The organism is Micromonospora sp. NPDC000121 (assembly GCF_042899165.1).
Classification (GTDB): domain Bacteria; phylum Actinomycetota; class Actinomycetes; order Mycobacteriales; family Micromonosporaceae; genus Micromonospora.
The window spans coordinates 93756-116901 of sequence record NZ_JBIAZP010000004.1; the positions used below are offsets into that span (position 1 = coordinate 93756).

Sequence of the window (23146 nt, forward strand, 5' to 3'; positions counted from 1 at the left end):
CCGGGGTACGGCGGACGATCGGGCGTCCGCCGTACCCCGGCCCGTGCCGATCGGACCTGGTCGGGTGGGGGCGGTTGGCCCGCCCCGCGCCCGACGGAGGTGGTGCAGGTCAGACGCCGAAGGCCGCCGCGTAGCGGATGGTTCCGCGCGGGACAGGGCGACCGGGGTCGAGTACCAGCGCCATCATGTTCTCGTCCGGCACGTCGAACGGCGGCCGGATTCCGTACCCGGAGGCGGGCGTGAAGCCGAACCGGGGGTAGTAGGGCGCGTGACCGAGGACGAGGACGAGGTGCTCGCCCGCCGCCCGGGCGGCGTCGAGAGCAGCGCGAATCGCCGCCGATCCGGCGCCCGTGCGCTGCTGTTCGGGCAGCACCGCGCACGGGCCGAGGGCCAGGGCCGGTACGTCGTCCACGTGGCATCGAGTCAGCAGGGCGAAACCGGCGGGGGTGCCGTCGGGGTCCTCGGCGAGCCACGAGGACCACGGCAGCCACGCCTGCCGGTCCTCGCGCAGCGCGTCGACCAGATCGGCCTCGAGCGGGCTGGGGAACGCGGACAGGTTGATCCGGCGGATCGCGGCGCGGTCGTCCGGTCCGGCTTCCAGTCGGGTGTGCCAGATGCGGGTGGTCATGGCGGGGTACGACTCCTCGTGGGGGTGCGTCTCGGTGTGCCGGGCGGTCACGACTGCTGCTCCCGGAAGCTGTAGGTTGCGCGGAGGTGGCGGGTGACCGCCTTGCGGTGGTTCTCCCGTTCCGCGCGCAGTCGTGCGTCGTCCCGCGAGGCCGCCCAGGCGGATTCGCGCTGGAGTCTGCGGTAGCTGTCCAGCCGACGCGGCGACAGGGTGCCCGCGTCGATGGCCGCACGTACCGCACAACCGGGTTCGCTCACGTGCCGGCAGTCGGTGAACCGGCAGTCGCGGGCGAGTTCCTCGATCTCGGCGAAGACCTGCTGGATGCCGTCTTCGGTGTCGTGCAGGCCAACCGCGCGTAGGCCGGGGGTGTCGATGAGCACGCCGCCGTTCGGCAGTGGAAGCAGTTCGCGGTGGACGGTGGTGTGCCGGCCCTTGCCGTCACCGGCGCGGACCGCTCCGGTGGCCAGCAGTTCGGCGCCGAGCAGGGCGTTGCCGAGCGAGGACTTGCCCGCGCCGGAGGGCCCGAGCAGCACGATCGTCCCGGTCAGCGCCGCGGCGAGGATGTCCAGGCCCTCGCCTGTGGCGACGCTTGTGACCAGGACGTCGACGCCGAGGGCCAGCGCGGCGACCTCCTCGCGTACCTCGGCGGGGTCGCGCTCGGCGAGGTCGGCTTTGGTCAGGACGACGACCGGGAGCGCCCCGCTGTCCCAGGCGAGCGCGAGCATCCGCTCGATCCGGCCCGCGGGGATGGGGGTGGCGACGGACTCCGCGATGACGACCGTGTCGACGTTCGCGGCCAGGACCTGCGGGCGGGAGGTGCGCGACGCCGTGGAGCGCACGATGGCGGTCCGGCGGGGCAGCAACGCAGCCAACTCGGGCTGCGCGGCGGTGGTGACGGCGGCCCAGTCCCCGGTACACGGGAGCAGGGCCGGCGCCGGGCCGGCGTGTGCCGACCAGGTGGCGCGCACCGAGCCGGTGGCGGTGACCACCGTGGCCTGGCCACGGTCGACCAGCACGACGCGGGCGGGCCGCAAGCCGGCGGCCCGGTGCTCGGCGAAAGCGTGTTCGTACGCCTCGTCCCACCCGTACGAACGCAGCGCGTTCGAGGACGGGATCGGCGCGGAAGATGGTGATGACAACGGAAGAGACCCTTCGGAAGAGGGGCCCCGACAGACACCGGCGTAACCCGGTCGGGATCGAACGTCCCGTCGAACGGGAAATCAGCTGGGTCAGGCCGAGGCCCGGGACGCGAGATTGGTCCGGGCGCTGCACGCAGCAGCAGCCGCCTTCGCGGTCATCAACCTCACCCCCCTTTCTCCCCACCGATCCGGTGTCGCATCAATGTCGGGCCGAAGGCTACCACGGTCGATCGGCCGGCTGACACACCTTTCCGGGCGGTTCGACGACCCCGGGTGAGCGGCCGAGGCGCGGTGCCGCGGCTACCTGGCGTTGCCACCGACGCGGCCGGGCGACGGCTGTTATCCTAGGGCTCCTAGGTTCAACCGAGTCCCCCAAGGATTGCCGTGCCACGACAGGGTCTGACCACCGAGCGCGTCTCGGCGGCCGCAGCCGAGCTGGCCGACTCGCTGGGGCTGGAGCGGCTCACGGTCGCGGCCGTCGCCCGCCACTTCGGGGTCGCCGACGCCAGCATCTACGGGCACGTCCGCAGCCGGGAGGCGCTGCTGCACCAGGTCGCGGTTCGGGCGGCGGCGGCGTTCGCCGACCGTCTCGCGCTCGCGGTGGCCGGCTGCTCCGGGCGCCAGGCACTGATCGGCTTCGCCGACGCCTACCGGGCGTTCGCCGTGACCCACCCTGGGCAGTACGCCGCGACCCAACTCCAACTGCCGCCCGAGGTGGGCAGGAACTCGGCCGGGCACCTGCGCATGATCGAGCTGAGCTACGCGACGCTGCGTGGGTACGGGCTCGAGGAGCCCGCCCTGACCGATGCGATCCGGTTCGTGCGCAGCACGCTCCACGGGTTCGCGACGCTCGAGCGGGCCGAGGGGTTCGGGCACCCCCGCGACCTCGACGCGTCCTGGCGCGGCGTCCTCGACGCCGTCCACACGGCACTCGACAACTGGCCCACGACCAAGGGAACGCAACCATGAACAGCAACGACCAGGAAGTCCGGTCGGTGGACGGCACCCGGCTGGTGGTCCGGCGGGCGGGCGCGGGCGACCCCGTGGTCCTTCTGCACGGCTCCGGCGGCGGCCTGCACTCCTGGGCTCCGGTCGCCGGGCGGCTCGCCGGGTCGTACGAGCTGTGGATGCCGGCCCGGCGCGGGTACGGCCCCAGCGACGTCCCGCCCGGCCGCAAGTCGTTCAAGGACGAGGTCGCCGACCTGATGGCCGTGACCGAGGCGGCGGGGCAGCCGGTGCACCTGGTCGGCGGCTCCTACGGCGCCACGCTGGCGCTGCACGCCGCGGCAGCCGAGCCGGGCCGGCTGCGCTCGCTGGCCGTCTTCGAGCCGCCGCTGTTCGCGGCCGGTGAGTCGATCGCGCCGCTGCTCGCCCGCTATCAGGCGGCCTTCGGGCGGGACGACGCGGGCGAGATGTTCGCGGTGCTCAACGAGGTGACCCGGGTGCCGCCCCCGATCGTCGCGGCGTTCGCGGCCGCAGCGGGCGACCAACGGCCCGACCCGATCGAGGCCCGGCGCTCGGCGCTCGGCTGGCTGCACGACCTCGAGGCGCTGGCCGACGACAGCCCGGACGCGGCCCGCTGGTCGTCCATCACCGTCCCGACACTGCTGATGCAGGGCGCCGACACCTGGGAGCCGATGCCCACCACGATGAACGCCCTGGCCGCGGCTCTTCCCGCGGCGCGCCGGGTCAGCTGGCCAGGCCAGTCGCACTTCGCGACGATGACGGCCCCCGACCTGGTGGCCGACGCGCTGCGCGAGTTCCTCGCCGAGGTCGCGGCGTAGCCCGGCCCGACATGCCGGGGTCAGTACGACTTGTCCTGGCCGAGGACGTGCTGGGCGACGAAGTTGAGGATCATCTCCCGGCTGACCGGGGCGATGCGGCCGGCCCGCACCGCGCCGAGCAGCGTCGCCACCCCGTACTCGGTGGTCATGCCGGCCCCGCCGTGCACCTGGACGGCGGTGTCGACGGCCAGCGCCGCCGCCTCCCCGGCCGCGTACTTGGCCATGTTGCCGGCCACCCCGGCCTCCAGGTCCCGGCCGGCGTCGTAGAGGGTGGCCGCCTTGTAGATCATCAGCCGGGCCAGCTCGACCTGCACGGCCGCGTGCGCCAACGGGTGCGCGACGCCCTGGTGCGAGCCGATGCTCCGGCCGCCCCAGACCGTGCGGGCGGCGGCGTACTCCGAGGCCCGCTCGATGGCGTACCGGCCGGTGCCGGCGCCCATCGCGGCGACCGTGATCCGCTCCGGGTTGAGCCCGGCGAACAGCGCCGGCAGGCCGGCGTCCAGGGACTCGCCGACCAGCGCGTCGGCGGGCACCCGCACGTCGTCGAGGTAGAGCAGGAACTGGTTCTCCGGGGACACGATCTCCATGTCCAGCTTGGACCGGGTCAGCCCCGGCGCGTCGGTCGGCACCATGAACAGCACCGGTTTCAGCCTCCCGGTCGCCGAGCCCCCGGTCCGCGCCACCACCAGCACGTACGACGCCTCGTCGACGCCCGAGATGTAGCACTTGCGGCCGGAGACGAGCCAGTCGTCGCCGTCGCGGCGGGCCACCGTGCCCAGCCGGTGGAAGTTCGACCCGGCCTCCGGCTCGGTGATGGCGAAGGCCACCTTCAGCGAGCCGTCGGCGAAGCCGGGCAGGTAACGCTTGCGCTGCTCCTCGGTGCCGTGCCTGGTGATCACCGTGGCGGCGATGGCGGGGGAGACCACGAGCAGCAGGAGCGGGCAGCCGGCCGCCGCCAGCTCCTCGCAGACGATGGCCAGCTCGGTGATCCCGCCCCCGCCGCCGCCGTACTCGGTGGGCACGTTGACCCCCAGGTAGCCCAGCCGGCCGGCCTCGTCCCACAGCTCGGTGGTGTGCTGGCCGGCCTTGGCCCGGGTGACGAAGTAGTCGTGGCCGTACCGCCGGCCCAGCGCGCGGACCGCGTCGCGGAGCTGGTCCTGCTCGGGGGTGAGGTCGAAGTTCATCGCGGGGCCTCCAGGGTCACTCGGGGTCGACCACGGCCAGCACGGCGCCCGTGTCGACCTGCCCGCCGGCGGGCACCGGCAGCTCGGCGACCACACCGTCGGTCGGGGCGAGCACGGGATGCTCGAGCTTCATCGCTTCCAGGGTCAGCAGCAGGTCGCCGGCCGCCACCCGCTGGCCGACCTCGACGTGCACCCGGGTCACCGCGCCGGGCAGCGGCGCGACCAGCGACCCGGCCGCCAGCTCCGCGGTGGGCTCCGGGAAGCGCGGCAGCTCGGCCAGGCCCGCCGCCCCGTCCGGGCCGTCCACGAAGACCGCCGACCCCACCCGGCGTACGCGGTACGCCCGCCGCACGCCGTCGACGTCGAGCAGCACCCGGTCGGGCGCGGCCTCGACCAGGCCGACCGTGGCATCGGTCGCGGGGCGCGTGGACCACTCGGCGAGCGTGCCCGCGCGGTCCAGCCGGTAGCGGACCTCGATCTCCTCGTCGCCGGGGCCGGCGAAGCGGGCGACCTGGGGGAGCGCCGGCACGTTCCGCCAGCCGGAGGGGAGCCCGGCCAGCACCGGCGCGGCGGCGCGGCGGCCGGCGGCGCCCGCGAGCGCCGCGGCCAGCGCCGCGAGCGGCAGCCCGTCGGCCGGCAGCAGCGGGGCGAAGACCTCCGGGTGCCGGTCGAGGAAGCCGGTGTCCAGCTCCGCCGCGCCGAACGCGGGGCTGCGCAGCACCCGCACCAGCAGGTCCCGGTTGGTGGTGACGCCGTGCAGCTCGGCGCGGGCCAGCGCGCCCGCCAGCGCCCGGGTCGCCTCGGCGCGGGTCTGCCCCCACGCGACCAGCTTGGCCAGCATCGAGTCGTAGTGCACGCCGACCGTCGAGCCGTCGACCACGCCGGAGTCGAGCCGCAGGCCCGGGCCGGGCAGCGGGCCGAACTCGGCGGCCACCCCGGGCACCGCGAACCGGTGCAGGGCGCCGGTCGCCGGTCGCCAGCCCCGCGCCGGGTCCTCGGCGCAGAGGCGTACCTCGATCGCGTGGCCGCGCGTCATCGGGTGCACCGCCGCCTCCGGAAGCGGCTCGCCCTCGGCGACCAGCAGTTGCAACCGGACCAGGTCGAGCCCCGTGACCAGCTCGGTGACCGGGTGTTCGACCTGGAGGCGGGTGTTCATCTCCAGGAAGAAGAACTCGCCGGTCGGGGCGAGCAGGAACTCCACCGTGCCCGCCCCGACGTAGTCGACCGCCCGACCGGCCGCGACGGCCGCCTCGTGCAGCCGCCGGCGCAGGTCGGCCGGGACGACCGCCGGGGCCTCCTCGACGATCTTCTGGTGCCGGCGCTGGATCGAGCACTCCCGCTCGCCGAGGGCGACCACCGTCCCGTGCCGGTCGCCGAAGATCTGCACCTCGACGTGCCGTCCCCGCTCGACGTACCGCTCGACGAAGACCGTGCCGTCGCCGAACGCCGCCGCCGCCTCGCGGCGCGCGGAGGCGACGGCCTCGGCGAGGTCGGCGGCGTCGCGGACGACGCGCATGCCGCGCCCGCCGCCGCCGGCCGACGCCTTGACCAGCACCGGGAAGTCCGTGATCTCGTCGGCGTCGGTCCAGGTGGGCAGGATCGGCACGCCCGCCTCGGCGAGCAGCGCCTTCGCCTCCACCTTGTCGCCCATGGCGGCGATCGCCTTGGCCGGCGGGCCGACCCAGGTCAGCCCCGCGTCGGTCACGGCCTGGGCGAAGTCGGCGTTCTCGGCGAGGAAGCCGTAGCCGGGGTGGACGGCGTCCGCGCCGGCCCGCCGGGCCGCGTCGAGGACCAGGTCGATCCGCAGGTACGTCTCGACGGGCGTCTTCCCGGGCAGCCGGACGGCGTGGTCGGCCTCGGCGACGAACGGCGCGTCGGCGTCGGCGTCGGAGTGCACGGCCACCGTGTCGATGCCGAGCGCCCGGCAGGTGGCGAAGACCCGGCGGGCGATCTCGCCCCGGTTGGCCACGAGGAGTCGGGTGATCATTCGCGCGGCGCCTGCCTTTCGTTCGCGACTGCGGGACTCCGCTCCGCTGCGTTCCTCGCGCTCACGGGGGGTCACATCCGGAAGACGCCGAAGCCGTCGGCGCCCCGCACCGGTGCGTTGTGGACCGCCGACAGGCAGAGCCCGAGGACGGTACGGGTGTCGCGGGGGTCGATCACCCCGTCGTCGTAGAGCCGGCCGGAGAGGAACAGCGCGCCGGACTGCGACTCGATCTGCTGCTCGACCATCATCCGCATCGCGGTGTCGGACTCCTCGTCGTAGTCCCGGCCCCGGGCGGCGGCGGCCTGCCGCGCCACGATGGACAGCACGCCGGCGAGCTGCGCCGGGCCCATCACCGCCGACCTGGCGTTCGGCCAGGTGAACAGGAACCTGGGCTCGTACGCCCGGCCGCACATGCCGTAGTTGCCGGCGCCGTAGGAGGCGCCCAGGTTCACCGTCAGGTGCGGCACGGTCGAGTTCGACACCGCGTTGATCATCAGGGCGCCGTGCTTGATGATGCCGCGCTGCTCGTACTCGGTGCCCACCATGAATCCGGTGGTGTTCTGGAGGAAGACCAGCGGGGTGTCGGCGGTGTTGGCGAGCTGGATGAACTGCGCCGCCTTCTGCGCCTCCTCGCTGAACAGCACGCCCCGTGCGTTGGCCAGCACCCCGACGGGCCAGCCGTGCAGCTCGCCCCAACCGGTGACCAGGGCGGTGCCGTAGTGGGGCTTGAACTCGTCGAACTCGCTGCCGTCCAGCACCCGGGCCAGCACCTCGCGCGGGTCGAACGGCACCTTCAGGTCGGCGCTGGCGATGCCGAGCAGCTCCTCGGGGTCGTATCTCGGGGACGCCGGGGCCGGGTTGCGCGGCGGCGGGCCCTGCTTGCGCCAGTTGAGCCGGCGTACGCACTGCCGGGCCAGCCGGATGCCGTCCCGCTCGTCGGCGGCCAGGAAGTCCGCCAGTCCGGACGTGGTGGCGTGCATCGCCGCCCCGCCGAGGGACTCGTCGTCGGTGACCTCGCCGGTGGCCATCCTCACCAGCGGCGGCCCGGCCAGGTAGACCTGCGACCGGTCCCGAATCATGATCACGTGGTCGGACATCCCCGGCACGTACGCGCCCCCGGCGGTCGCGTTGCCGAAGACCACGCTGACCGTGGGGATCCTCGCCGCGGAGAGCCGGGTCAGGTCGCGGAACACCCGGCCGCCCGGAATGAAGATCTCCGCCTGGGTGGGCAGGTCGGCGCCGGCCGACTCGACCAGGTTCACCATCGGCAGCCGGTTGGCCAGGGCGATCTCGCCGGCCCGGCGGGTCTTGGCCAGCGACCACGGGTTCACCGCGCCGCCGCGTACGGTCGGGTCGTTGGCGACGACGAGGCACTCGACGCCCTCGACCACCCCGATGCCGGTCACCACGCTCGCGCCGACGGGGAAGTCGGTGCCGTACGCCGCCACCGGGGACAGCTCCAGGAACGGGCTGTCCCGGTCGAGGAGCAGCTCGATCCGTTCCCGGGGCAGCAGCTTGCCCCGCCGGTGGTGGCGGGTCACGTACTTCTCCCCGCCGCCGGCCCGGGCCTGGTCGAGGGCGGCCTCCAGCTCGGCGAGGCGCTCCAGCAGGGCTTCCCGGTTGGCCCGGTGGCCGGGCGAGGACGGGTCGACCGCGCTCCGCAGAGTCGTCACGGAGCCTCCTTCGTTCGTGACTGCGGGGCTCGCAAACCCGGCTCACTCCTCGCACTCACGGAGCGTCCTTCGTTCGTGACTGCGGGGCTCGCAAACCCGGCTCACTCCTCGCACTCACAGGCCCATGCCCTTCGCGATGATCTCGTTCATGATCTCGGTGGTGCCGCCGCCGATGCCGAGGATCCGCGCGTCCCGGTAGTGCCGCTCCACCTCGGCGTCGCGCAGGTAGCCGAAGCCGCCGTGCAGTTGGAGCGCCTGGTCGACCACCTCGGCGCAGGCCGCCACGGCGACGTTCTTCGCCATCGCCACCTCGGTCACCACCGGCTCGCCGGCCGCCACCCGCGCCGCCACCTGGTGCACGTACGCCCGCGCCGCCTCGGTGCGGGTGTGCATCTCGGCCAGCCGGTGCCGGACGAGCTGCCGGCTCGCCAGGGGACGGCCGAACGTGGACCGGTCCCGGCACCAGCGGGTGGCCAGCTCGACGCAGCGCTGCGCGGTGGCGTACGCCTGCGTGGCGAGCGACAGGCGCTCGCTGGCGAAGTTCTGCATGATCGCCAGGAAGGCCGTGTCCTCGGGACCGATCCGGTTGGTGACCGGCACCCGTACGTCCACGAAGGACAACTCGGCCGTGTCCGAGCAGTGCCAGCCCAGCTTCTCCAGCCGCCGCCCAACGGTGAAGCCCGGGGCGCCCTTCTCGATCACCAGCAGGTTGAGCGACCCGGATCCGGGGAAGTCGGTGCAGACGGCGGTGGTCACGAAGTCGGCGCGGACGCCGCTGGTGATGTAGGTCTTGGACCCGTTGACCACGTAGTGGTCGCCGTCCCGGCGGGCGCAGGTGCGGATGGCCAGTACGTCGGAGCCGCCGTCCGGTTCGGTGATCGCCAGCGCGCCGATCATCGTGCCGGCGAGGGTGGGGCGGACGTACCGGTCGACGAGGTCGGCGTCACCGGAGGCCACCATGTGCGGCAGCGCGATGCCGTGGGTGAACAGCGCGGCGATCAGCCCGGACGAGCCGCCGGAGCGGATCACCTCCTCCGTGACGATGATCGAGTCGAGCAGGTCGCCGCCGCTGCCGCCGACCGCCTCCGGGAAGCCGACGCCGAGCAGGCCGATCTTCGCGGCCGTCTCGTGCAGCGAGCGGGGCACCTCGCCGGCCCGCTCCCAGTCGTCGAGGTGCGGCAGCACCTCCCGCGTGACGAAGGCCCGGGTCAGTTCGCGGAGCTGCCGCCGTTCCGGGGTGTCGACGATGGTCACGGTTCCTCCCGGATGATGGTCGTGCCGGCCGCCCCGGGTGCGAGGTCCGCCGGCAGGTCGACGACCCGGGAGCGGAGCAGCTCGCCGAGCGCCTTGGCCTGGGGGTCGAACCGGGTGGAGGCGGCCACCCCCTGCCCGAGCAGCCCCCGGACGACGAAGTTGACCGCCCGCAGGTTCGGCAGCTCGTACCGCTCCACGGCCAGCGGGGCGGTCTCCGGCAGCAACTCGCGCAGGCGGGCCTCGGTGAGCCAGCCGCGCAGCCACGACCACGTCGCGTCGGTGCGGGCCCAGACGCCGAGGTTGGCGTCGCCGCCCTTGTCGCCGGAGCGGGCCCCGACCAGTTCGCCGAGCGGCGCGCGCCGGGTCGGGCGGTCGGCCGGGGCCGCGGGCCGCCCCGGGTCGGCCCCGCGTCGGTCGTCGGCCGCCGCCGGGTCGGCCGACGCGGGCGGCGGCGGATTGGTGGCGGGCGCCGGCCCGTCGGGCGTGCCGGCGGTGCGGGGCGGCGGCGGGACCGGCAGCCGCTCCCCGGAGGGCAGCACCGCGACGTGCGGCACCGCGTCCTGCGGCACGGTGTCGGCGGTGAACACCCCGTAGGGCGTCGCGTCGCCGGGCAGCGTGGTCAGCGTGCAGCCCGGGTAGGAGGCCAGGGCCAGTTCCACCGCGGCCGCCGAGAAGGCCCGCCCGGCCCGCGCCCGGTCGCCGTCCCGCAGGTGTACGTGCAGCAGCGCGCTCGCGGCCTCGGTGTCGGTGGCATCGGGGTGGTCGGTGCGGGCCAGGGTGAACTCCAGCCCCTCCTTGCCGACCGCCTCCTCCACCTGGCCCCGGACCAGGGCCGCCTTGGCGGGGATGTCGAGCCCACAGAGGACGAAGGTCATCGAGTTGCGGAAGCCACCGAGGTTGTTGACGCCCACCTTGAGCGTCCCCGGCGGCGGGGTGCCCCGGACGCCGCTCACCCGCACCCGGTCCGGCCCGTCGGCGCTCAGCTCGACCGTGTCGAGCCGGGTCACCACGTCCGGCCCGAGGTAGGCCGGCCCGCCGACCTCGTACAGCAGTTGGGCGGTGACGGTCTCCACGGTGACCGCGCCGCCGGTGCCGGGGTGCTTGGTGATCACGCAGGAGCCGTCCGGGTGCAGCTCCGCGACCGGGAAGCCGGGGCGGTGCCCGCCGTCGGGCAACTCGGTGAAGAAGCTGAAGTTCCCCCCGGTCACCTGTGCCCCGCACTCGACGAGGTGGCCGGCGACGGTCGCCCCGGCCAGCGCGTCCAGGTCGTCGCGCCCCCAGCCGAACCGGGCGATGGCCGGCCCGACCACCAGGGACGCGTCGCTGACCCGGCCCGTGACCACCACGTCGGCCCCGCCGTCCAGGCAGGCGGCGATGCCGTACGCCCCGAGGTAGGCGTTGGCCGTGAGCGCGTCCGGGCGGGGGAGGGCGTCGCCCTCGACGTGGCCGACGCGTACGGTCAGGCCGAGCCGGTCGGCGAGCGACCCGATCGCGGCGGCCAGACCGGCCGGGTTCAGCCCGCCGGCGTTGGTGACGATCCGTACGCCCCGGTCCAGGGCGCTGCCGAGGCATCCCTCGAGCTGGCGCAGGAAGGTCTTCGCGTAACCGAGGGACGGGTCACGCAGCCGGTCCCGGCCGAGGATCAGCATGGTCAGCTCGGCCAGGTAGTCCCCGGTCAGCACGTCGAGTTCGCCGCCGTCGAGCATCTCCCGCCACGCGCTGAACCGGTCGCCGTAGAAGCCGGAGGCGTTGCCGACGCGCAGCACGCCGCTCATGCCGGTACCCGGCCCGCGCCGCCCGTGGTTTCGGTCGCGCCTGCTGTGGCGGCCTGTGGCGGGCGGCCGGCGCCGGGTGGGCCGGCGAACGCCTGCGCGACGTCCAGCCACTCGTCGGCGACCGGGCCGGTCGCCGACAGGGTCAGGTCGACGCGGTGCCGCCGCTGGGTGACCAGCAGGCAGAAGGCGAGCGCCGGGCCGGTGACCCGGTCGGTGGCATCCGCCGGCCCGTACGCCCAGGTGTCGCCGTCGGGCGCGGCCAGCTCGACCCGGACCGGCGCCGCGGGCACCGGCCGGCCGTGGGCGGCGAAGCTGTGCCCGAGGGTGCGGAAGCCGAGGTGCGCGACGTGCCGCAGCCGGGCCGTGGCGGCGCGGGTGACGCCGAGCGCGTCCGCCACGTCCGTACCGTGCGCCCAGGTCTCCATGATCCGGGCGGTGGCCATCGAGGCGGGCGACATCCGGGTGCCGAACCAGGGCAGCCTCCCGCCCTCCGGCACGCCCGCCAGCGCGGCGGCGAGGGCGGCCCGACCGGCACGCCAGCGGGGCAGCAGCTCGGCCGGCGGGGCGAGGAACTCCTCCGCGCCGGCGTCGACGAGCCGGGCCGGGTCGGGGGCGGCGGCCACGGACGCGAAGAACGCCTCGGGGTCGGTGGCGGCGAGCAGCGCCACCCGGTCGGTCCAGGCGAGGTGGGCGATCTGGTGCGCGATGCTCCAGCCGGGTGCCGGGGTCGGGCGTGCCCAGTCGCCCGGCGACAGGCCACCCACCAGGCCGTCCAGCTGCTCGGCCTCGTCGGCCAGATCCGCGAGCAGGTCCTTGAGGTCGACCATGGTGCCTCCGGTGCGGGACGGGCCGGTCAGGGCGGCGGTCAGGGCGTGAGCAGGGCGGCGAGTTGGCGCTTCCAGGTGTGCAGCAGGGCGGTGCGGCGGGACGAGTCGTCGCTGAGCAGGTTGGCCACGCCCAGCCCGCGGAGCAGGTCCAGCGTCGCCTGCACCGCCTCGCGTACGCCCGGGCGGCGCTCGTCCACGTCGAGCAGCGCGACGGTGAGCCGGTGCATCTCGCGGCCGACCCGGGCCTCCAGCGGCACCAGCGCCTCGCGCAGCTCCCGGTCGGTGCGCGCGGCGACCCACAGCTCGAGGGCGGCGACGAAGAGCGGGCCGGTGAAGGCCGCGCCGAGCAGGTCGATCACCCGGTCGAGGCGCTGCGGGCCGGGCGGCAGCGCCTCGGCCTCGGTGCGCAGCTCCTCGGCCCGGCGTTCGGTCAGGTGTGCGACGGCGGCGGTGACCAGCGCGGCCTTGGTGGGGTAGTGGTGGAGCTGGGCCCCGCGCGAGACGCCGGCGCGGGCCGCGACGACGGTGGTGGTGGTGCCTGCCCAGCCGTGCTCCACCAGGCACTCGACGGTCGCCTCCAACAGCCGGGTCCGGGTGGCGCGGCTGCGCTCCTGTTGAGGGACGCGGGTCGATGCGACGGACACGGGGACAGCGTGCCGCCGCCGAAACAAACAGTCAAGACTGACTTTTTGCGGACCGCACCTTCCGCCTGGCCCACTCCAGGGCGGCGTCGGTGGAGCGGCGGTACGCGCCCGAGGCTCCCGAGCGCGGTCGGGCTCTGCGCTGCCCGGCTCGACGCCGTCGAGGAGGAGATCGCATGAGTGGCTTTCCCGAGGTGCACCGTCCCGAGACGGACGTGGCGGGGCGTCCGCTGGTGATGCTGCACGGCGGCAACGTCGCGAACCGGATGTGGCAGCCACAGCTGGTGGCGCTCACCGACCGGTTGGTGTTCAACGGGGTCCTGCGTGCCTGGCTGAGCGGAGCCATGGACCCGCGTCTCATCTCTGCGCCCCGGAACTGAGGAACGCAGACCGCGACGTCGGCGACGGAGGTGCGCCGCCGGGCGCGCCGGTCAGCGGCCGTCGCGGGGGGCGAACACCGCGAGCGCGTCGGCGTCGCTGTGCCGGGAGCGCAGGTACTCGTCCGCCCACTCGGCGGCGTCGGGGAAGTCCGACTCGGCAGCCACCCGGGCGCAGGCGGCGTCCACGTCGAAACGGGTACGGCGCAGGTGCACCCCGGGCCCGAGCAGCGCCCAGAAAGCGCCGGGTCCGCCGTAGGGCATCCCGACGCTGCCGGGGTTGACGACCAGCCGCCGGTCGGCCAGCCGGGTGAACGGCATGTGGGTGTGCCCGCAGACCACCGTCCCCACCTCGTCCGGCACCCCGGCGAGCACCTCCGCCCAGCGCTCCATCCGGGAGTCGACGAGCACGACCTCCTCGTCGTCGCGGGGCGTGGCGTGGCAGAAGAGCACCGGACCCAGGCCGGCGACCTCCAGGGTCACCGTCAGCGGCAACGCCGCCAGCCGGGCGAGGTGGTCGGCGCGGAGCTGCTCGGCGGCCCAGTTCGAGACGTCGATCGGCGACTTGCGGCCGGCGCGCGCCTCGACCAGCTCGCGGTCGGCGTTGCCGCGCACCCAGCAGACCCGGTCGCCGAGGCCGGCGAGCAGGTCGAGCACCTCGACCGGCTGCGGTCCGGCGGCGATGTCGCCGGTGAGCACGATCAGGTCGGCGGCGGCGACGTCCGGCTCGGCCAGCACGGCCTCCAGCGCGGGCAGCACCCCGTGGATGTCGGAGAGGACGGCGACACGGTCCAGCATCGCTCCACCATGCCCACCGGCCCGGCCGGAGTCCAGCGATTCTGCCCCGGGCAGACGGGCAGACGGGCAGACGAGGGCTCCGGCGGCCGAGCGCCCCCGGAACGCGAACCGGCCCGGCCGCAGGCGTGCGGCCGGACCGGTGCGATGGTGCCGAGGCGGCCGGGTGCAACCCGGCCGCGGTGGGTCAGACGCGGGCGCGGCGGGCCAGGCGCTCCGGGTCGAGGATGATGATGCTCTTGCCGTCCAGGCGCAGCCAGCCGCGCGAGGCGAAGTCGGCCAGCGCCTTGTTGACGGTCTCCCGGGAGGCGCCCACGAGCTGGGCGATCTCCTCCTGGGTGAGGTCGTGGGTCACCCGGAGCACGCCGCCGTCGCGGGTGCCGAAGCGGCCGGCCATCTGGAGCAGGTTCTTGGCGACGCGACCGGGCACGTCGGTGAAGATCAGGTCGGCCAGCGAGTCGTTCGTCCGCCGCAGCCGGCGGGCGAGCACCCGGAGCAGCTGCTCGGCGATCTCCGGCCGGTTGTTCAGCCACGGGCGCAGGGCCTGCTTGCGCAGCCGCACCAGCCGGGTGTCGGTGACCGCGGTGGCCGTCGCCGTACGCGGGCCGGGGTCGAAGAGTGACAGCTCGCCCACCATGTCCGACGGGCCCATCACGGCGATCAGGTTCTGCCGGCCGTCGGCCGCCCGGCGACCCACCTTGATCTTGCCGGACAGCAGGATGTAGAGGCTGTCTCCGGGCTCGCCCTCGTTGAAGACGATCTCGCCCTTGCGGACCTCGAGCGTCTCCATCTCCTTGGCGAGCGCCTCGGCAGCCTCCGGGTCGACGCCCTGGAAGATCCCGCTGCGAGCCAGTACCTCGTCCATCGCGCACCTCCACCTGCGCGTGCCGTCCGTCGGCCGGGTCCGCCGTCCGCTGATCCCGCGCGCCTGGCCAGTCTAGGCGCACGTGAGCTGGAATCAGAGGTGCACCCCTGGAATCTTGATCGTTGGGCGTAACCCGCCCGACGTGAGCAAGCAGTAGGATCGCGCGCCCGTCCCGGGTGGCGGCGGGCCGGCGGGTGCCGGACCGTAGGGTCACCCCGTGCTGAGCGAACCCGTGCTGACCGCCCGTCGGGAGGACGGTCGGGACGTCCCGCTGCTGGTCTGGCGCGCCGACCGCCCGCTGCGCGCGGTCAGCTCCGCGCCGCTGGGCGGCGGGATCGGCGTCCGGCACTGGGTCGTCAACGCGACCGTACCCATGTCGTACGACCGGGACGACCCCGCCGACCACCTGGCCGAACTGGCCGGCGGGCTCGCCCTCGACGGGCCCGGGGTGGGCCTGCTGACCGGGGTGGACGTCGCCGAGGTGGTCGCCCGGACGGACACCGGCGTGCGGGTCTGGGCCACCGTCGGCCTCGGCACCCCGGTGTGGGCGGCCGAGCCCGCCCCGGCGGCGCCCGCCCAGCGCGTCGGCACGGTCAACATCGTGGTGTACGTCCCGGCCCGGCTCGGCGACGCCGCCCTGGTCAACGCGGTGGCCACCGCCACCGAGGCGAAGGCGCAGGCGATCGCGGAGCTGGGCGTGCCGGGCACCGGCACCCCGACCGACGCGGTCACCGTGCTCTGCCCGCTCGACGGCCCCGAGTCGGCGTACGGCGGACCGCGCTCCACCTGGGGAGCCCCGCTGGCCCGGGCCGTGCACGCCGCCGTGACGGCCGGCGGGGCGGGCACCGTGGTCCCGTGGTCCGATCGACCGACGGGCTGAACAACCATCCGATCGGGTCTCGTCCCGGCGATGCGTACCCGATAAGGTCGCGCTCGATGTACGCTGCCGCCTCCCCTCCGCCCCGCCGGGTCGCGCTCGCCCTGGGCGCGCTGCTCGCTGTCCTGCTCGCCGCCGGCTGCGGCCAGCCCGGATCCGGGGGCGACCCCGTCTGGGAGCCCGGCACGGGTGCCGGCGGCACCGGCGCCCCGGTCCGGCCGAGCCAGTCCGCGCAGCCCGCGGAGCAGGCGATCTCGCTCTCCGCGACCGGCGACATCATCATGGGCAACGCGCCGAACCGGCTGCCCGCCAACGGCGGCAAGGGCTTCTTCGACTCGGTCGAGAAGGCGCTCGCCGCCGACCTGGTGATGGGCAACCTGGAGGAGCCGCTGACCGTCGACACCGGCACCGGCAAGTGCGGCCCGAACTCGACCCGCTGCTTCCAGTTCCGCGCCCCGCCGGACTACGCGGCGCACCTGCGCGACGCCGGCTTCGACCTGCTCAACCAGGCCAACAACCACGGCTACGACTACGGCCCTAAGGGCTACGAGAACACCCAGAAGGCGCTGGAGAAGTACGACCTCGCGCACACCGGGGCGCCCGACCAGATCACCGTGGTCGACGTCAAGGGGGTCAAGGTCGCCGTCGCCGGCTTCTCGTCGTACGTCTGGTCCAACAGCCTCACCGACATCGCCGAGGCGAAGCAGGTGATCACCAAGGCGGCCGGCATGGCCGACGTGGTCGTGGTGCAGGTGCACATGGGCGGCGAGGGGGCCGACAAGACCCGGGTGCGGCCGGGCACCGAGATGTTCCTCGGCGAGAACCGGGGCGACCCCGTCAAGTTCTCCAAGGCGATGATCGACGCCGGGGCGGACCTGATCGTCGGGCACGGCCCCCACGTGCTGCGCGGCATGGAGTTCTACAAGGGCCGGCTGATCGCGTACAGCCTGGGCAACTTCGCCGGCGGGGGCAACTCGCTGAGCAACGCCGGCCGGCTCGGCTGGGGCGGGGTGCTCAAGGTGTCGCTGAAGCCGGACGGCAGCTGGGCCGGGGGCTCGTTCGTCTCGACGTACATGAACTCCGCCGGCAAGCCGACGATGGACGGCGACGACCGCGGCCTGGGCCTCGTGAAGCAGCTCACCCGCAGCGACTTCCCGGAGACCGGCGCCCGGTTCGACGACTCCGGGGCGATCAGCCCGCCGCAGGGCGGCTGACCGGGGCGGCGCGGCGCGTGGCCCCGGCGTCCGGTCACACCGGCGACGTAGGCTGGCCGGCGTGACCACCAGCTCCTCCGGCTTCACCGAGACCGACCTCGGGCGTACGCGCCGCGCCCGGCGGATCGGGCGGGTGCTGACCGCGACCCACCCCGACGCGCACTGTGAACTCGACCACTCCAGCCCCCTGGAGCTGGCCGTCGCGACGATCCTCTCCGCGCAGTGCACGGACAAGAAGGTCAACGAGGTCACCCCGAAGCTCTTCGCCCGCTACCCGACCGCCGCCGACTACGCCGGGGCGGACCGGACGGAGATGGAGGAGCTGATCCGCCCCACCGGCTTCTACCGCAACAAGACCGACTCCCTGATCAAGCTCGGCCAGGCCCTCGTCGAGCGGTACGACGGCCGGGTCCCCGGCAGGCTCGCCGACCTGGTGACGCTGCCCGGCATCGGCCGCAAGACCGCCAACGTCATCCTCGGCAACGCCTTCGGTGTGCCCGGGATCACCGTCGACACCCACTTCGGGCGGCTGGCGGGGCGCTGGCGGCTGACCGCCGAGACCGACCCGGTGAAGGTCGAGCACGCGATCGGGGCCCTCTTCCCCCGCCGGGACTGGACCATGCTGTCGCACCGGGTGATCTTCCACGGCCGGCGGGTCTGCCACGCCCGCAAGCCGGCCTGCGGCACGTGCACGCTGGCCAAGCTCTGCCCGTCGTACGGGACCGGGCCGACCGAGCCGGCGGCGGCCGCGAGGCTGCTCAAGGGCCCCCGCGCCCGGGACCTGGCGGTGGCCGCCGGGGCCGACCCGGAGCTGGTGCCCGTCCAGGCCGTCGTGGCGGAGGCACCGTGAGCGCGAGGAGTGAGCCGGTGTTGCGAGCCCCGCAGTCGCGAACCACGGTGAACCGATGAGCGCGAGGAGTGAGTCGATGTCGCGAGCCCCGCAGTCGCGAACCACGATGAACCGCCGACTCGCCGCCCTGCTCGTACCCGTGCTGCTGGCCGTAAGCGGGTGCACCGCCGACGACGGCACCGAGGAGGAGCGCGGCCCGACCGGCCGGCAGGAGGCCGCCGCGAACCGGCCGTCGCCGTTCCAGGACTGCTCGGCGCTCGGCACCCCGCCCGCGTCCGCCGCCCCGGTGTCGACCTCCGGGGGCGCGGGGCAGGCGCTGCCCGAGCTGACCCTGGAGTGCTTCACCGGCGGTGCCCCGGTCGCGCTCCGGGACCTGCGCGGCCCGGCGGTGGTCAACGTCTGGGCTTCCTGGTGCCCGCCCTGCCGGGAGGAGCTGCCCGCCTTCCAGCGGCTCAGCGAGCGCGCCGCCGGCCGGCTCCAGGTGATCGGGGTCAACAGCCAGGACGCCCGCGAGTCCGCCCAGTCCATCGGCGAGGACTTCGGCATCCGCTTTCCCGTCCTGTTCGACCAGGGCGAGTCGTTCAAGCGGGCGCTCAACCGCAACGCCATGCCGCTGACCGTCTTCGTCGACGGGCAGGGCCGCGTCCGGCACGTCGACACCTCCGGCGCGCTCGACGACGCCCGCCTGGCGGAACTGGTCCGGCAGCACCTCGGCCTGACGGTGCCGGCGTGAGCCGCGGGCGGGCAGGGGCCGGAGTGCGCCGCCGGCGGGCGCGGTGGGGCGCGGGGGTGCCGGCGTGAGCCGACAGCCGCCGGGCTGGCTCGACCCGCTGCTCGCCCGGCTCGGCAGCGCGCGCAGCGAGGACTTCACCCGGCTCGTCACCCCGGAGACCGGCGGGCGGGAGAGCGCCGTGCTGGTGCTGCTCGGCGAGGAGCCCGGCGCCGGCCCGGACGTGCTGATCCTCCAGCGGGCGGCCAACCTGCGCAACCACGCCGGCCAGCCGGCCTTCCCGGGCGGCGCGGCCGACCCGGAGGACGCGGACGCCCCGGCGACCGCGCTGCGCGAGGCCAACGAGGAGGTCGGTCTCGACCCGGCCAGCGTCACCGTCCTGGCCGAGCTGCCGAAGCTCTGGATCCCGGTCAGCGACTTCGTGGTCACCCCCGTGCTCGCCTGGTGGCACGCGCCGCACCCGGTGCACCCCCGGGAGCCGGCCGAGGTGGCGCATGTGGCCCGGCTGCCGGTCAGCGAGCTGGTCGACCCGGAGAACCGGATGCGGGTGCGCCACCCGAGCGGCTGGATCGGCCCGGCGTTCTCGGCGCGCGGGATGCTCGTCTGGGGCTTCACCGCCGGGGTCCTGGCCGCCCTGCTGGAGATGGGCGGCTGGGCCCGCCCGTGGCCGCGCGACCGGGTCGTCGACCTGCCGCCGACCGGGGCGACCCCGGCGCCCTCGGCCGGCACGGACGCGGTGGACGAGACCCCGGTGCGCTGAACGGACGACCACCCTTCCGCACGCGATGGTCATTCCGCGGGCCGGGTGCCCGTACGCTTGACGCGTGTCCGCCGTGGATCTCGTACTGCTGCTGCTCATGCTCGTGTTCGCGATCAGCGGATACCGCCAGGGCTTCGTCATCGGGGTGCTGTCGTTCAGCGGCTTCTTCCTGGGCGCGCTGGTGGGTCTCCAGGTCGGGCCGCTGCTGGCGCAGCAGTTCGTCGACAGCGGCACCCGCGTGTTGATCTCCCTGGTCGCGGTCTTCGGGCTGGCGGTGGTCGGTCAGGCGCTCGCCGGATGGCTCGGTTCCCACCTCCGCAAGGTGATCACCAGCGACGTGGGCAGGCGGGCCGACGACGTCGGCGGCGCGTTCGTCTCGCTCTTCGCCGTGCTGCTGGTCGCCTGGCTCGTCGCGGTGCCGCTGGGCTCGTCGTCGCTGCCCTGGCTGGCCTCCTCGGTCCGCAACAGCGCGCTGCTCACCGTGGTGGACCGGGTCCTGCCGGACCAGGCGCAGCAGCTCTCCACGGCGCTGCGGGACACCGTCGACACCAACGGCTTCCCCGACGTCTTCGGCGACCTGGCGCCCACCCGCGCCCGGCAGGTGTCCCCGCCCGACCCGGCGCTCGCCGGCTCGCAGGTGGTGGTCAACAGCCAGCAGTCGGTGGTCAAGGTGCTCGGCTCCGCCCCGAGTTGCTCGCGGCGCATCGAGGGCTCCGGCTTCGTCTACGCGGACGACCGGGTCATGACCAACGCGCACGTCGTCGCCGGCACCCGCTCCACGGTCGTCGAGCTGAACGGTGACCGGTACGACAGCAAGGTGGTCGTCTACGACCCCGACCGGGACCTGGCCGTGCTGCACGTGCCCGGGCTGCCCGGCCCCTCGATGCGCTTCGCCGCCGGCAACGCGGGCAGCGGCGCGGACGCCATCGTGCTGGGCTTCCCGCTCGACGGGCCGTACAACGCCCAGTCGGCGCGGGTCCGCGACGTCGACCGGATCACCGGGCCGGACATCTACTCCGCCGGCAACGTGACCCGGGAGATCTACACGATCCGGGCGCTGGTGCAGAGCGGCAACTCCGGCGGCCCGTTGGTCTCGTCGAACGGGCTGGTCCTCGGGGTGATCTTCGCGGCGGCGGCCGACGACCCGAACACCGGGTTCGCGGTGACCGCGGCCGAGGCCCGTCCGGTCGCCCTGGCCGGCGCCGAGCGCACCCGCGCCGTCGGCACCGGCGAGTGCACCTGACCGCTGCCCGCCGGGTCGAGCGGGGCGACGGGAGGCAGTTCGTGGTCACCCCTCCTCTCCCGGAGGGCGTCAGCGGGGCGACGGGAGGCAGTTCGTGGTCAACCCTCCCGGTCGGCGTCAGCGCGACGCCACGCCGCCAGCCGGCCCGGGTCCCGATGGCCACCCCCGGCGGTCGCCGGCCGACGGGCCGGGCTCTGCCGGCCGACCCGGCCGGCCCGCGCCCGCCGGGCGCTGCGCAGGTCCGGGCGGGCGGCCGGGCGGGGTGGCCCGCCAGACGGTGAGGGCGGCGGCGGTCGCGGCGACCACGGCCGCGCCGAGGACCCATCCGGCCAGCACGTCGCTGGTCCAGTGCACACCGAGGGCCACCCGGCTGAAGCCGGTCACCAGGGCGAGCAGCAGCGCGGCCGTGGCCACCATCCGGCGGGCGACCGGCCCGGCGTGCGGGAGGAACACCACCAGCAGCACCCCGGCGGCCAGGGCGGCGTTGAGCGCGTGCCCCGACGGGAAGGCCAGGCCGGGCGCCTGGGCCACCGGATCGGGCAGGTCGGGCCGCGGCCGGCCGAAGAGCAGCTTGAGCAGCGGACTGAGCAGGCCGCCGACCGTCATCGTGACGGCGACCCAGACCGCCAGTTGCCGGGCCCCCCGCCCCACCAGCCAGAGGACCAGGACCAGCGCGCCGACGCGCAGCGACATCGGGGCGAACACGTCGGTCCAGAGGGACATCAGGCGTACCCACGCCGGATGGTCGGCGGCGTAGCCGGCCAGCGCGTCGGTCACCGCCGTGTCCAGGCGGCGCAGCGGGGGCCAGTCGCCCAGGACCAGGAGCGCCAGCAGCGTGAACGGCACCACCACCAGGAAGGCGGCCCCGACGGCGAGCGTCAGCCGCAGGCCGCGGGAGTGGTCAGGGTGCAGGCGGCGGCTGCGCCACGAGGGTCGCGGCGGCGCGGCGAGGGTACGCGGGCCCGGCGTGCTCATGGCATCAGTTCTACCCGGCCCGCGGCCAGGTCAGACCCGTACCGGGCAGTCGGAGCGGGCTCGCGGTGCGGGTCGGACCCGTCCGGCCGCCGGCCCGGGCTGTCCGCTCGGGCTGTCCGCCCCGTCCGGCCGCTGGCCCGACCTGCCGTCTCGGGCCACGGCTCCGGCCGGCGCTCGGGCTGCCCGCTCAGCCCGCCGACGGGCGGCGGCCTGCCCGGGCGGGGCGACGCGGGGCGGCCAGCGGGGTCCACTGGCGGAACCGGCGCACCATCAGCGCCGCCCCGGTGAGCAGGGCGACGAAGAGGGCGGCCCCGGTCCAGAGCCGCTCCGGCGCGGCCTCCTCGTGCGTGCCCGCCGGCTGCGCCGTCCAGCGGGTCGGCCGGCGCGGCGCGGTGAAGCCGAGCTGGTCGCTGCCGGCCCCGGCGACGTGGGCCTGTGCCGAGCCGGGTGCGGGACCGAACCCGACCACGCCCGGCGAGGACTGGTCGTCCAGCGGGTTGCGGCCCACCGGGGCCACCTCGGCGTCCAGCGCGGCCACCGGGTCGACCAGGCCGTACCCGAAGCGGTCGTCCCGACCGGTCGGGCCGATGTCGCGGGCGGTGGTCAGCAGCCGGTTCACGACGTCTCCGGCGGACATCTGCGGGTAGCGCGCCCGCACCAGCGCGGCGGTGGCGGCGACCAGCGGCGCCGCGAAGCTGGTGCCCTGCACGCGCCAGTAGCCGCCCGGGCGGGCCCCGACCAGGCCGGTGGCCGGGGCGGCGAGCGCCGTGGCCCGACCGGTGATCGACCCGGACCAGAGGTTTTCGCTGTCGCCGTCCAGCCCGGCGACCGCGATCACGCCGGGCTCCCGGGCCGGGTACCAGACCTTCGAGCCGGACGAGGCGGCCACGTTGCCGGTGCAGGCGATGACCACCACGTCCCGGGCGAAGGCGTAGTCGATCGCGGCGGCCAGGGCGGCGCTGTCGCCGCTGCCGCCGAGGGACAGGTTGATCACCCGGGCGCCGTTGTCCACCGCCCAGCGCACGCCCTTGGCGACGATCATCGCGTCGTCGTAGCGGTTCTCGGAGTCGAGGACGCGGACCGGGAGGATCCGGGCGTCCGGCGCGAGGCCCACCGCCCCGTGCTTGTCGTCGTTGCGCCCGGCGATCAGTCCGGCAACGGTCGTGCCGTGGCCTACCGGGTCGGGCTCGTCGGCGGAGCCCCCGGGGTCGACCAGGTCGAGGCCGGGCAGCACCTGGCCGGCCAGGTCGGGATGGGAGGCGTCCACCCCGGAGTCGATCACCGCGACGGTGACCCCGCGCCCGGTCGAGCTGCGCCAGGCCGCCTCCGCCCGCAACGCGTCGAGCTGCCACTGCTCGTCGCGGATCTGGTCGGGGCGGCTCTGGCTCTCGGTGGGCGCGAGCGGCACGGGGACGGCGGCGGCCGGTCGGGGGGCGGCGTCGGCCGGCGTGACCGGACCGGCGATTGAGGCGACGGCGGCCGCCACCCCGAGCAACGCGCGTCCGGCGATCCGCCGGCCCGTCGGCGGACAGCTGTGCCGCACCGTGGTCACATCCCCAAGCCGTTCA

Annotated in this window: 22 protein-coding genes; 9 read left to right on the top strand and 13 right to left on the bottom strand. The window is 75.0% G+C overall.

Annotated elements, in window-relative coordinates; all coding sequences use genetic code 11:
• Positions 1-109: 109 nt before the first annotated feature.
• Both ACFY23_RS13910 and rsgA read right to left on the bottom strand, forming a co-directional pair.
• Positions 110-679, bottom strand: coding sequence for an N-acetyltransferase (locus tag ACFY23_RS13910; protein ID WP_350679332.1), 570 nt, complete (start codon positions 677-679; stop codon positions 110-112).
• Positions 676-1767 (bottom strand): ribosome small subunit-dependent GTPase A, encoded by a 1092-nt coding sequence (rsgA, locus tag ACFY23_RS13915; protein ID WP_350679330.1) that lies wholly within the window; start codon positions 1765-1767, stop codon positions 676-678. The genes ACFY23_RS13910 and rsgA overlap by 4 nt, the downstream gene beginning before the upstream one ends.
• A 384-nt stretch (positions 1768-2151) precedes the next feature.
• On the opposite strand from rsgA, the gene ACFY23_RS13920 reads away from it, so the two are divergent.
• Positions 2152-2736: a TetR/AcrR family transcriptional regulator gene (locus tag ACFY23_RS13920; protein WP_350679328.1), complete on the top strand. Its 585-nt coding sequence runs from the start codon at positions 2152-2154 to the stop codon at positions 2734-2736.
• On the top strand, positions 2733-3551 hold the full coding sequence (locus ACFY23_RS13925) for an alpha/beta hydrolase (RefSeq protein WP_350679326.1): 819 nt from the start codon (positions 2733-2735) through the stop codon (positions 3549-3551). Before ACFY23_RS13920 ends, ACFY23_RS13925 begins: the two co-directional genes overlap by 4 nt.
• 20 nt (positions 3552-3571) lie before the next feature.
• Here ACFY23_RS13925 and ACFY23_RS13930 read toward each other — a convergent pair whose 3' ends face one another.
• The 7 genes from ACFY23_RS13930 to ACFY23_RS13960 form a co-directional block, all read right to left on the bottom strand.
• Positions 3572-4735 carry an acyl-CoA dehydrogenase family protein gene (locus tag ACFY23_RS13930; protein ID WP_350679324.1) on the bottom strand — a complete coding sequence of 388 codons (1164 nt, stop codon included), beginning with the start codon at positions 4733-4735 and terminating at the stop codon, positions 3572-3574.
• A 16-nt stretch (positions 4736-4751) separates the two neighbouring features.
• Positions 4752-6722 (bottom strand): biotin carboxylase N-terminal domain-containing protein, encoded by a 1971-nt coding sequence (locus ACFY23_RS13935; protein ID WP_350819421.1) that lies wholly within the window; start codon positions 6720-6722, stop codon positions 4752-4754.
• 71 nt (positions 6723-6793) lie between these two features.
• Complete coding sequence (locus tag ACFY23_RS13940) at positions 6794-8395, bottom strand: carboxyl transferase domain-containing protein (RefSeq protein WP_350679320.1); 1602 nt, start codon at positions 8393-8395, stop codon at positions 6794-6796.
• A 114-nt stretch (positions 8396-8509) separates the two neighbouring features.
• Positions 8510-9649, bottom strand: coding sequence for an acyl-CoA dehydrogenase family protein (locus tag ACFY23_RS13945; protein ID WP_350679319.1), 1140 nt, complete (start codon positions 9647-9649; stop codon positions 8510-8512).
• On the bottom strand, positions 9646-11424 hold the full coding sequence (locus tag ACFY23_RS13950; protein ID WP_350679318.1) for an acyclic terpene utilization AtuA family protein: 1779 nt from the start codon (positions 11422-11424) through the stop codon (positions 9646-9648). The genes ACFY23_RS13945 and ACFY23_RS13950 overlap by 4 nt, the downstream gene beginning before the upstream one ends.
• Positions 11421-12251: a TIGR03084 family metal-binding protein gene (locus tag ACFY23_RS13955; RefSeq protein WP_350679317.1), complete on the bottom strand. Its 831-nt coding sequence runs from the start codon at positions 12249-12251 to the stop codon at positions 11421-11423. Before ACFY23_RS13955 ends, ACFY23_RS13950 begins: the two co-directional genes overlap by 4 nt.
• Positions 12252-12289: 38 nt before the next feature.
• A complete protein-coding gene (locus tag ACFY23_RS13960; protein WP_350679316.1) occupies positions 12290-12895 on the bottom strand; it encodes a TetR/AcrR family transcriptional regulator in 606 nt (201 codons plus the stop codon).
• Between the two features lie 173 nt (positions 12896-13068).
• Here ACFY23_RS13960 and ACFY23_RS13965 point away from each other — a divergent pair, with 173 nt between their 5' ends.
• Positions 13069-13272, top strand: coding sequence for a hypothetical protein (locus ACFY23_RS13965; RefSeq protein WP_350679314.1), 204 nt, complete (start codon positions 13069-13071; stop codon positions 13270-13272).
• 51 nt (positions 13273-13323) lie between these two features.
• On the opposite strand, the gene ACFY23_RS13970 is transcribed toward ACFY23_RS13965, so the two are convergent.
• Both ACFY23_RS13970 and ACFY23_RS13975 read right to left on the bottom strand, forming a co-directional pair.
• Positions 13324-14067 carry a metallophosphoesterase family protein gene (locus ACFY23_RS13970; protein WP_350679312.1) on the bottom strand — a complete coding sequence of 248 codons (744 nt, stop codon included), beginning with the start codon at positions 14065-14067 and terminating at the stop codon, positions 13324-13326.
• A 184-nt stretch (positions 14068-14251) separates the two neighbouring features.
• Positions 14252-14929 carry a Crp/Fnr family transcriptional regulator gene (locus ACFY23_RS13975; protein ID WP_089003062.1) on the bottom strand — a complete coding sequence of 226 codons (678 nt, stop codon included), beginning with the start codon at positions 14927-14929 and terminating at the stop codon, positions 14252-14254.
• Positions 14930-15146: 217 nt separating this feature from the next.
• Between ACFY23_RS13975 and ACFY23_RS13980 the strand changes: the two genes are divergently transcribed.
• The 6 genes from ACFY23_RS13980 (at position 15147) to ACFY23_RS14005 (ending at position 20603) form a co-directional block, all read left to right on the top strand.
• Positions 15147-15809, top strand: coding sequence for an adenosylcobinamide amidohydrolase (locus tag ACFY23_RS13980; RefSeq protein WP_350679310.1), 663 nt, complete (start codon positions 15147-15149; stop codon positions 15807-15809).
• 56 nt (positions 15810-15865) lie between these two features.
• Positions 15866-17020: a CapA family protein gene (locus tag ACFY23_RS13985; protein ID WP_350679308.1), complete on the top strand. Its 1155-nt coding sequence runs from the start codon at positions 15866-15868 to the stop codon at positions 17018-17020.
• Positions 17021-17081: 61 nt separating this feature from the next.
• Entirely contained in the window at positions 17082-17870 is a 789-nt protein-coding gene (gene nth, locus ACFY23_RS13990) for an endonuclease III (RefSeq protein ID WP_350679306.1), read from the top strand.
• A 106-nt stretch (positions 17871-17976) separates the two neighbouring features.
• The gene (locus ACFY23_RS13995; protein WP_350679387.1) at positions 17977-18603 is read left to right on the top strand and encodes a TlpA disulfide reductase family protein; all 627 of its coding nucleotides are present in this window, start codon (positions 17977-17979) and stop codon (positions 18601-18603) included.
• A gap of 64 nt (positions 18604-18667) precedes the next feature.
• Complete coding sequence (locus ACFY23_RS14000) at positions 18668-19360, top strand: CoA pyrophosphatase (protein ID WP_350679304.1); 693 nt, start codon at positions 18668-18670, stop codon at positions 19358-19360.
• A gap of 64 nt (positions 19361-19424) precedes the next feature.
• Positions 19425-20603, top strand: coding sequence for a MarP family serine protease (locus ACFY23_RS14005; RefSeq protein ID WP_350819422.1), 1179 nt, complete (start codon positions 19425-19427; stop codon positions 20601-20603).
• A gap of 117 nt (positions 20604-20720) precedes the next feature.
• On the opposite strand, the gene ACFY23_RS14010 is transcribed toward ACFY23_RS14005, so the two are convergent.
• A complete protein-coding gene (locus tag ACFY23_RS14010) occupies positions 20721-21578 on the bottom strand; it encodes a phosphatase PAP2 family protein (RefSeq protein WP_387035995.1) in 858 nt (285 codons plus the stop codon).
• A 187-nt stretch (positions 21579-21765) separates the two neighbouring features.
• Positions 21766-23130, bottom strand: coding sequence for a type VII secretion-associated serine protease mycosin (gene mycP / locus ACFY23_RS14015; protein WP_387035998.1), 1365 nt, complete (start codon positions 23128-23130; stop codon positions 21766-21768).
• Between the last annotated feature and the right edge of the window lie 16 nt (positions 23131-23146).

Excerpts from the sequence above, each read along its gene's own strand:
- ACFY23_RS13925 (WP_350679326.1), top strand. The coding sequence starts at position 2,733 with ATGAACAGCAACGACCAGGAAGTCCGGTCGGTGGACGGCACCCGGCTG.
- ACFY23_RS13930 (WP_350679324.1), bottom strand. The coding sequence starts at position 4,735 with ATGAACTTCGACCTCACCCCCGAGCAGGACCAGCTCCGCGACGCGGTC.
- ACFY23_RS13935 (WP_350819421.1), bottom strand. The coding sequence starts at position 6,722 with ATGATCACCCGACTCCTCGTGGCCAACCGGGGCGAGATCGCCCGCCGG.
- ACFY23_RS13950 (WP_350679318.1), bottom strand. The coding sequence starts at position 11,424 with ATGAGCGGCGTGCTGCGCGTCGGCAACGCCTCCGGCTTCTACGGCGAC.
- ACFY23_RS13955 (WP_350679317.1), bottom strand. The coding sequence starts at position 12,251 with ATGGTCGACCTCAAGGACCTGCTCGCGGATCTGGCCGACGAGGCCGAG.
- ACFY23_RS13965 (WP_350679314.1), top strand. The coding sequence starts at position 13,069 with ATGAGTGGCTTTCCCGAGGTGCACCGTCCCGAGACGGACGTGGCGGGG.
- ACFY23_RS13970 (WP_350679312.1), bottom strand. The coding sequence starts at position 14,067 with ATGCTGGACCGTGTCGCCGTCCTCTCCGACATCCACGGGGTGCTGCCC.
- ACFY23_RS13975 (WP_089003062.1), bottom strand. The coding sequence starts at position 14,929 with ATGGACGAGGTACTGGCTCGCAGCGGGATCTTCCAGGGCGTCGACCCG.
- ACFY23_RS13985 (WP_350679308.1), top strand. The coding sequence starts at position 15,866 with ATGTACGCTGCCGCCTCCCCTCCGCCCCGCCGGGTCGCGCTCGCCCTG.
- ACFY23_RS13995 (WP_350679387.1), top strand. The coding sequence starts at position 17,977 with ATGAACCGCCGACTCGCCGCCCTGCTCGTACCCGTGCTGCTGGCCGTA.
- ACFY23_RS14010 (WP_387035995.1), bottom strand. The coding sequence starts at position 21,578 with ATGAGCACGCCGGGCCCGCGTACCCTCGCCGCGCCGCCGCGACCCTCG.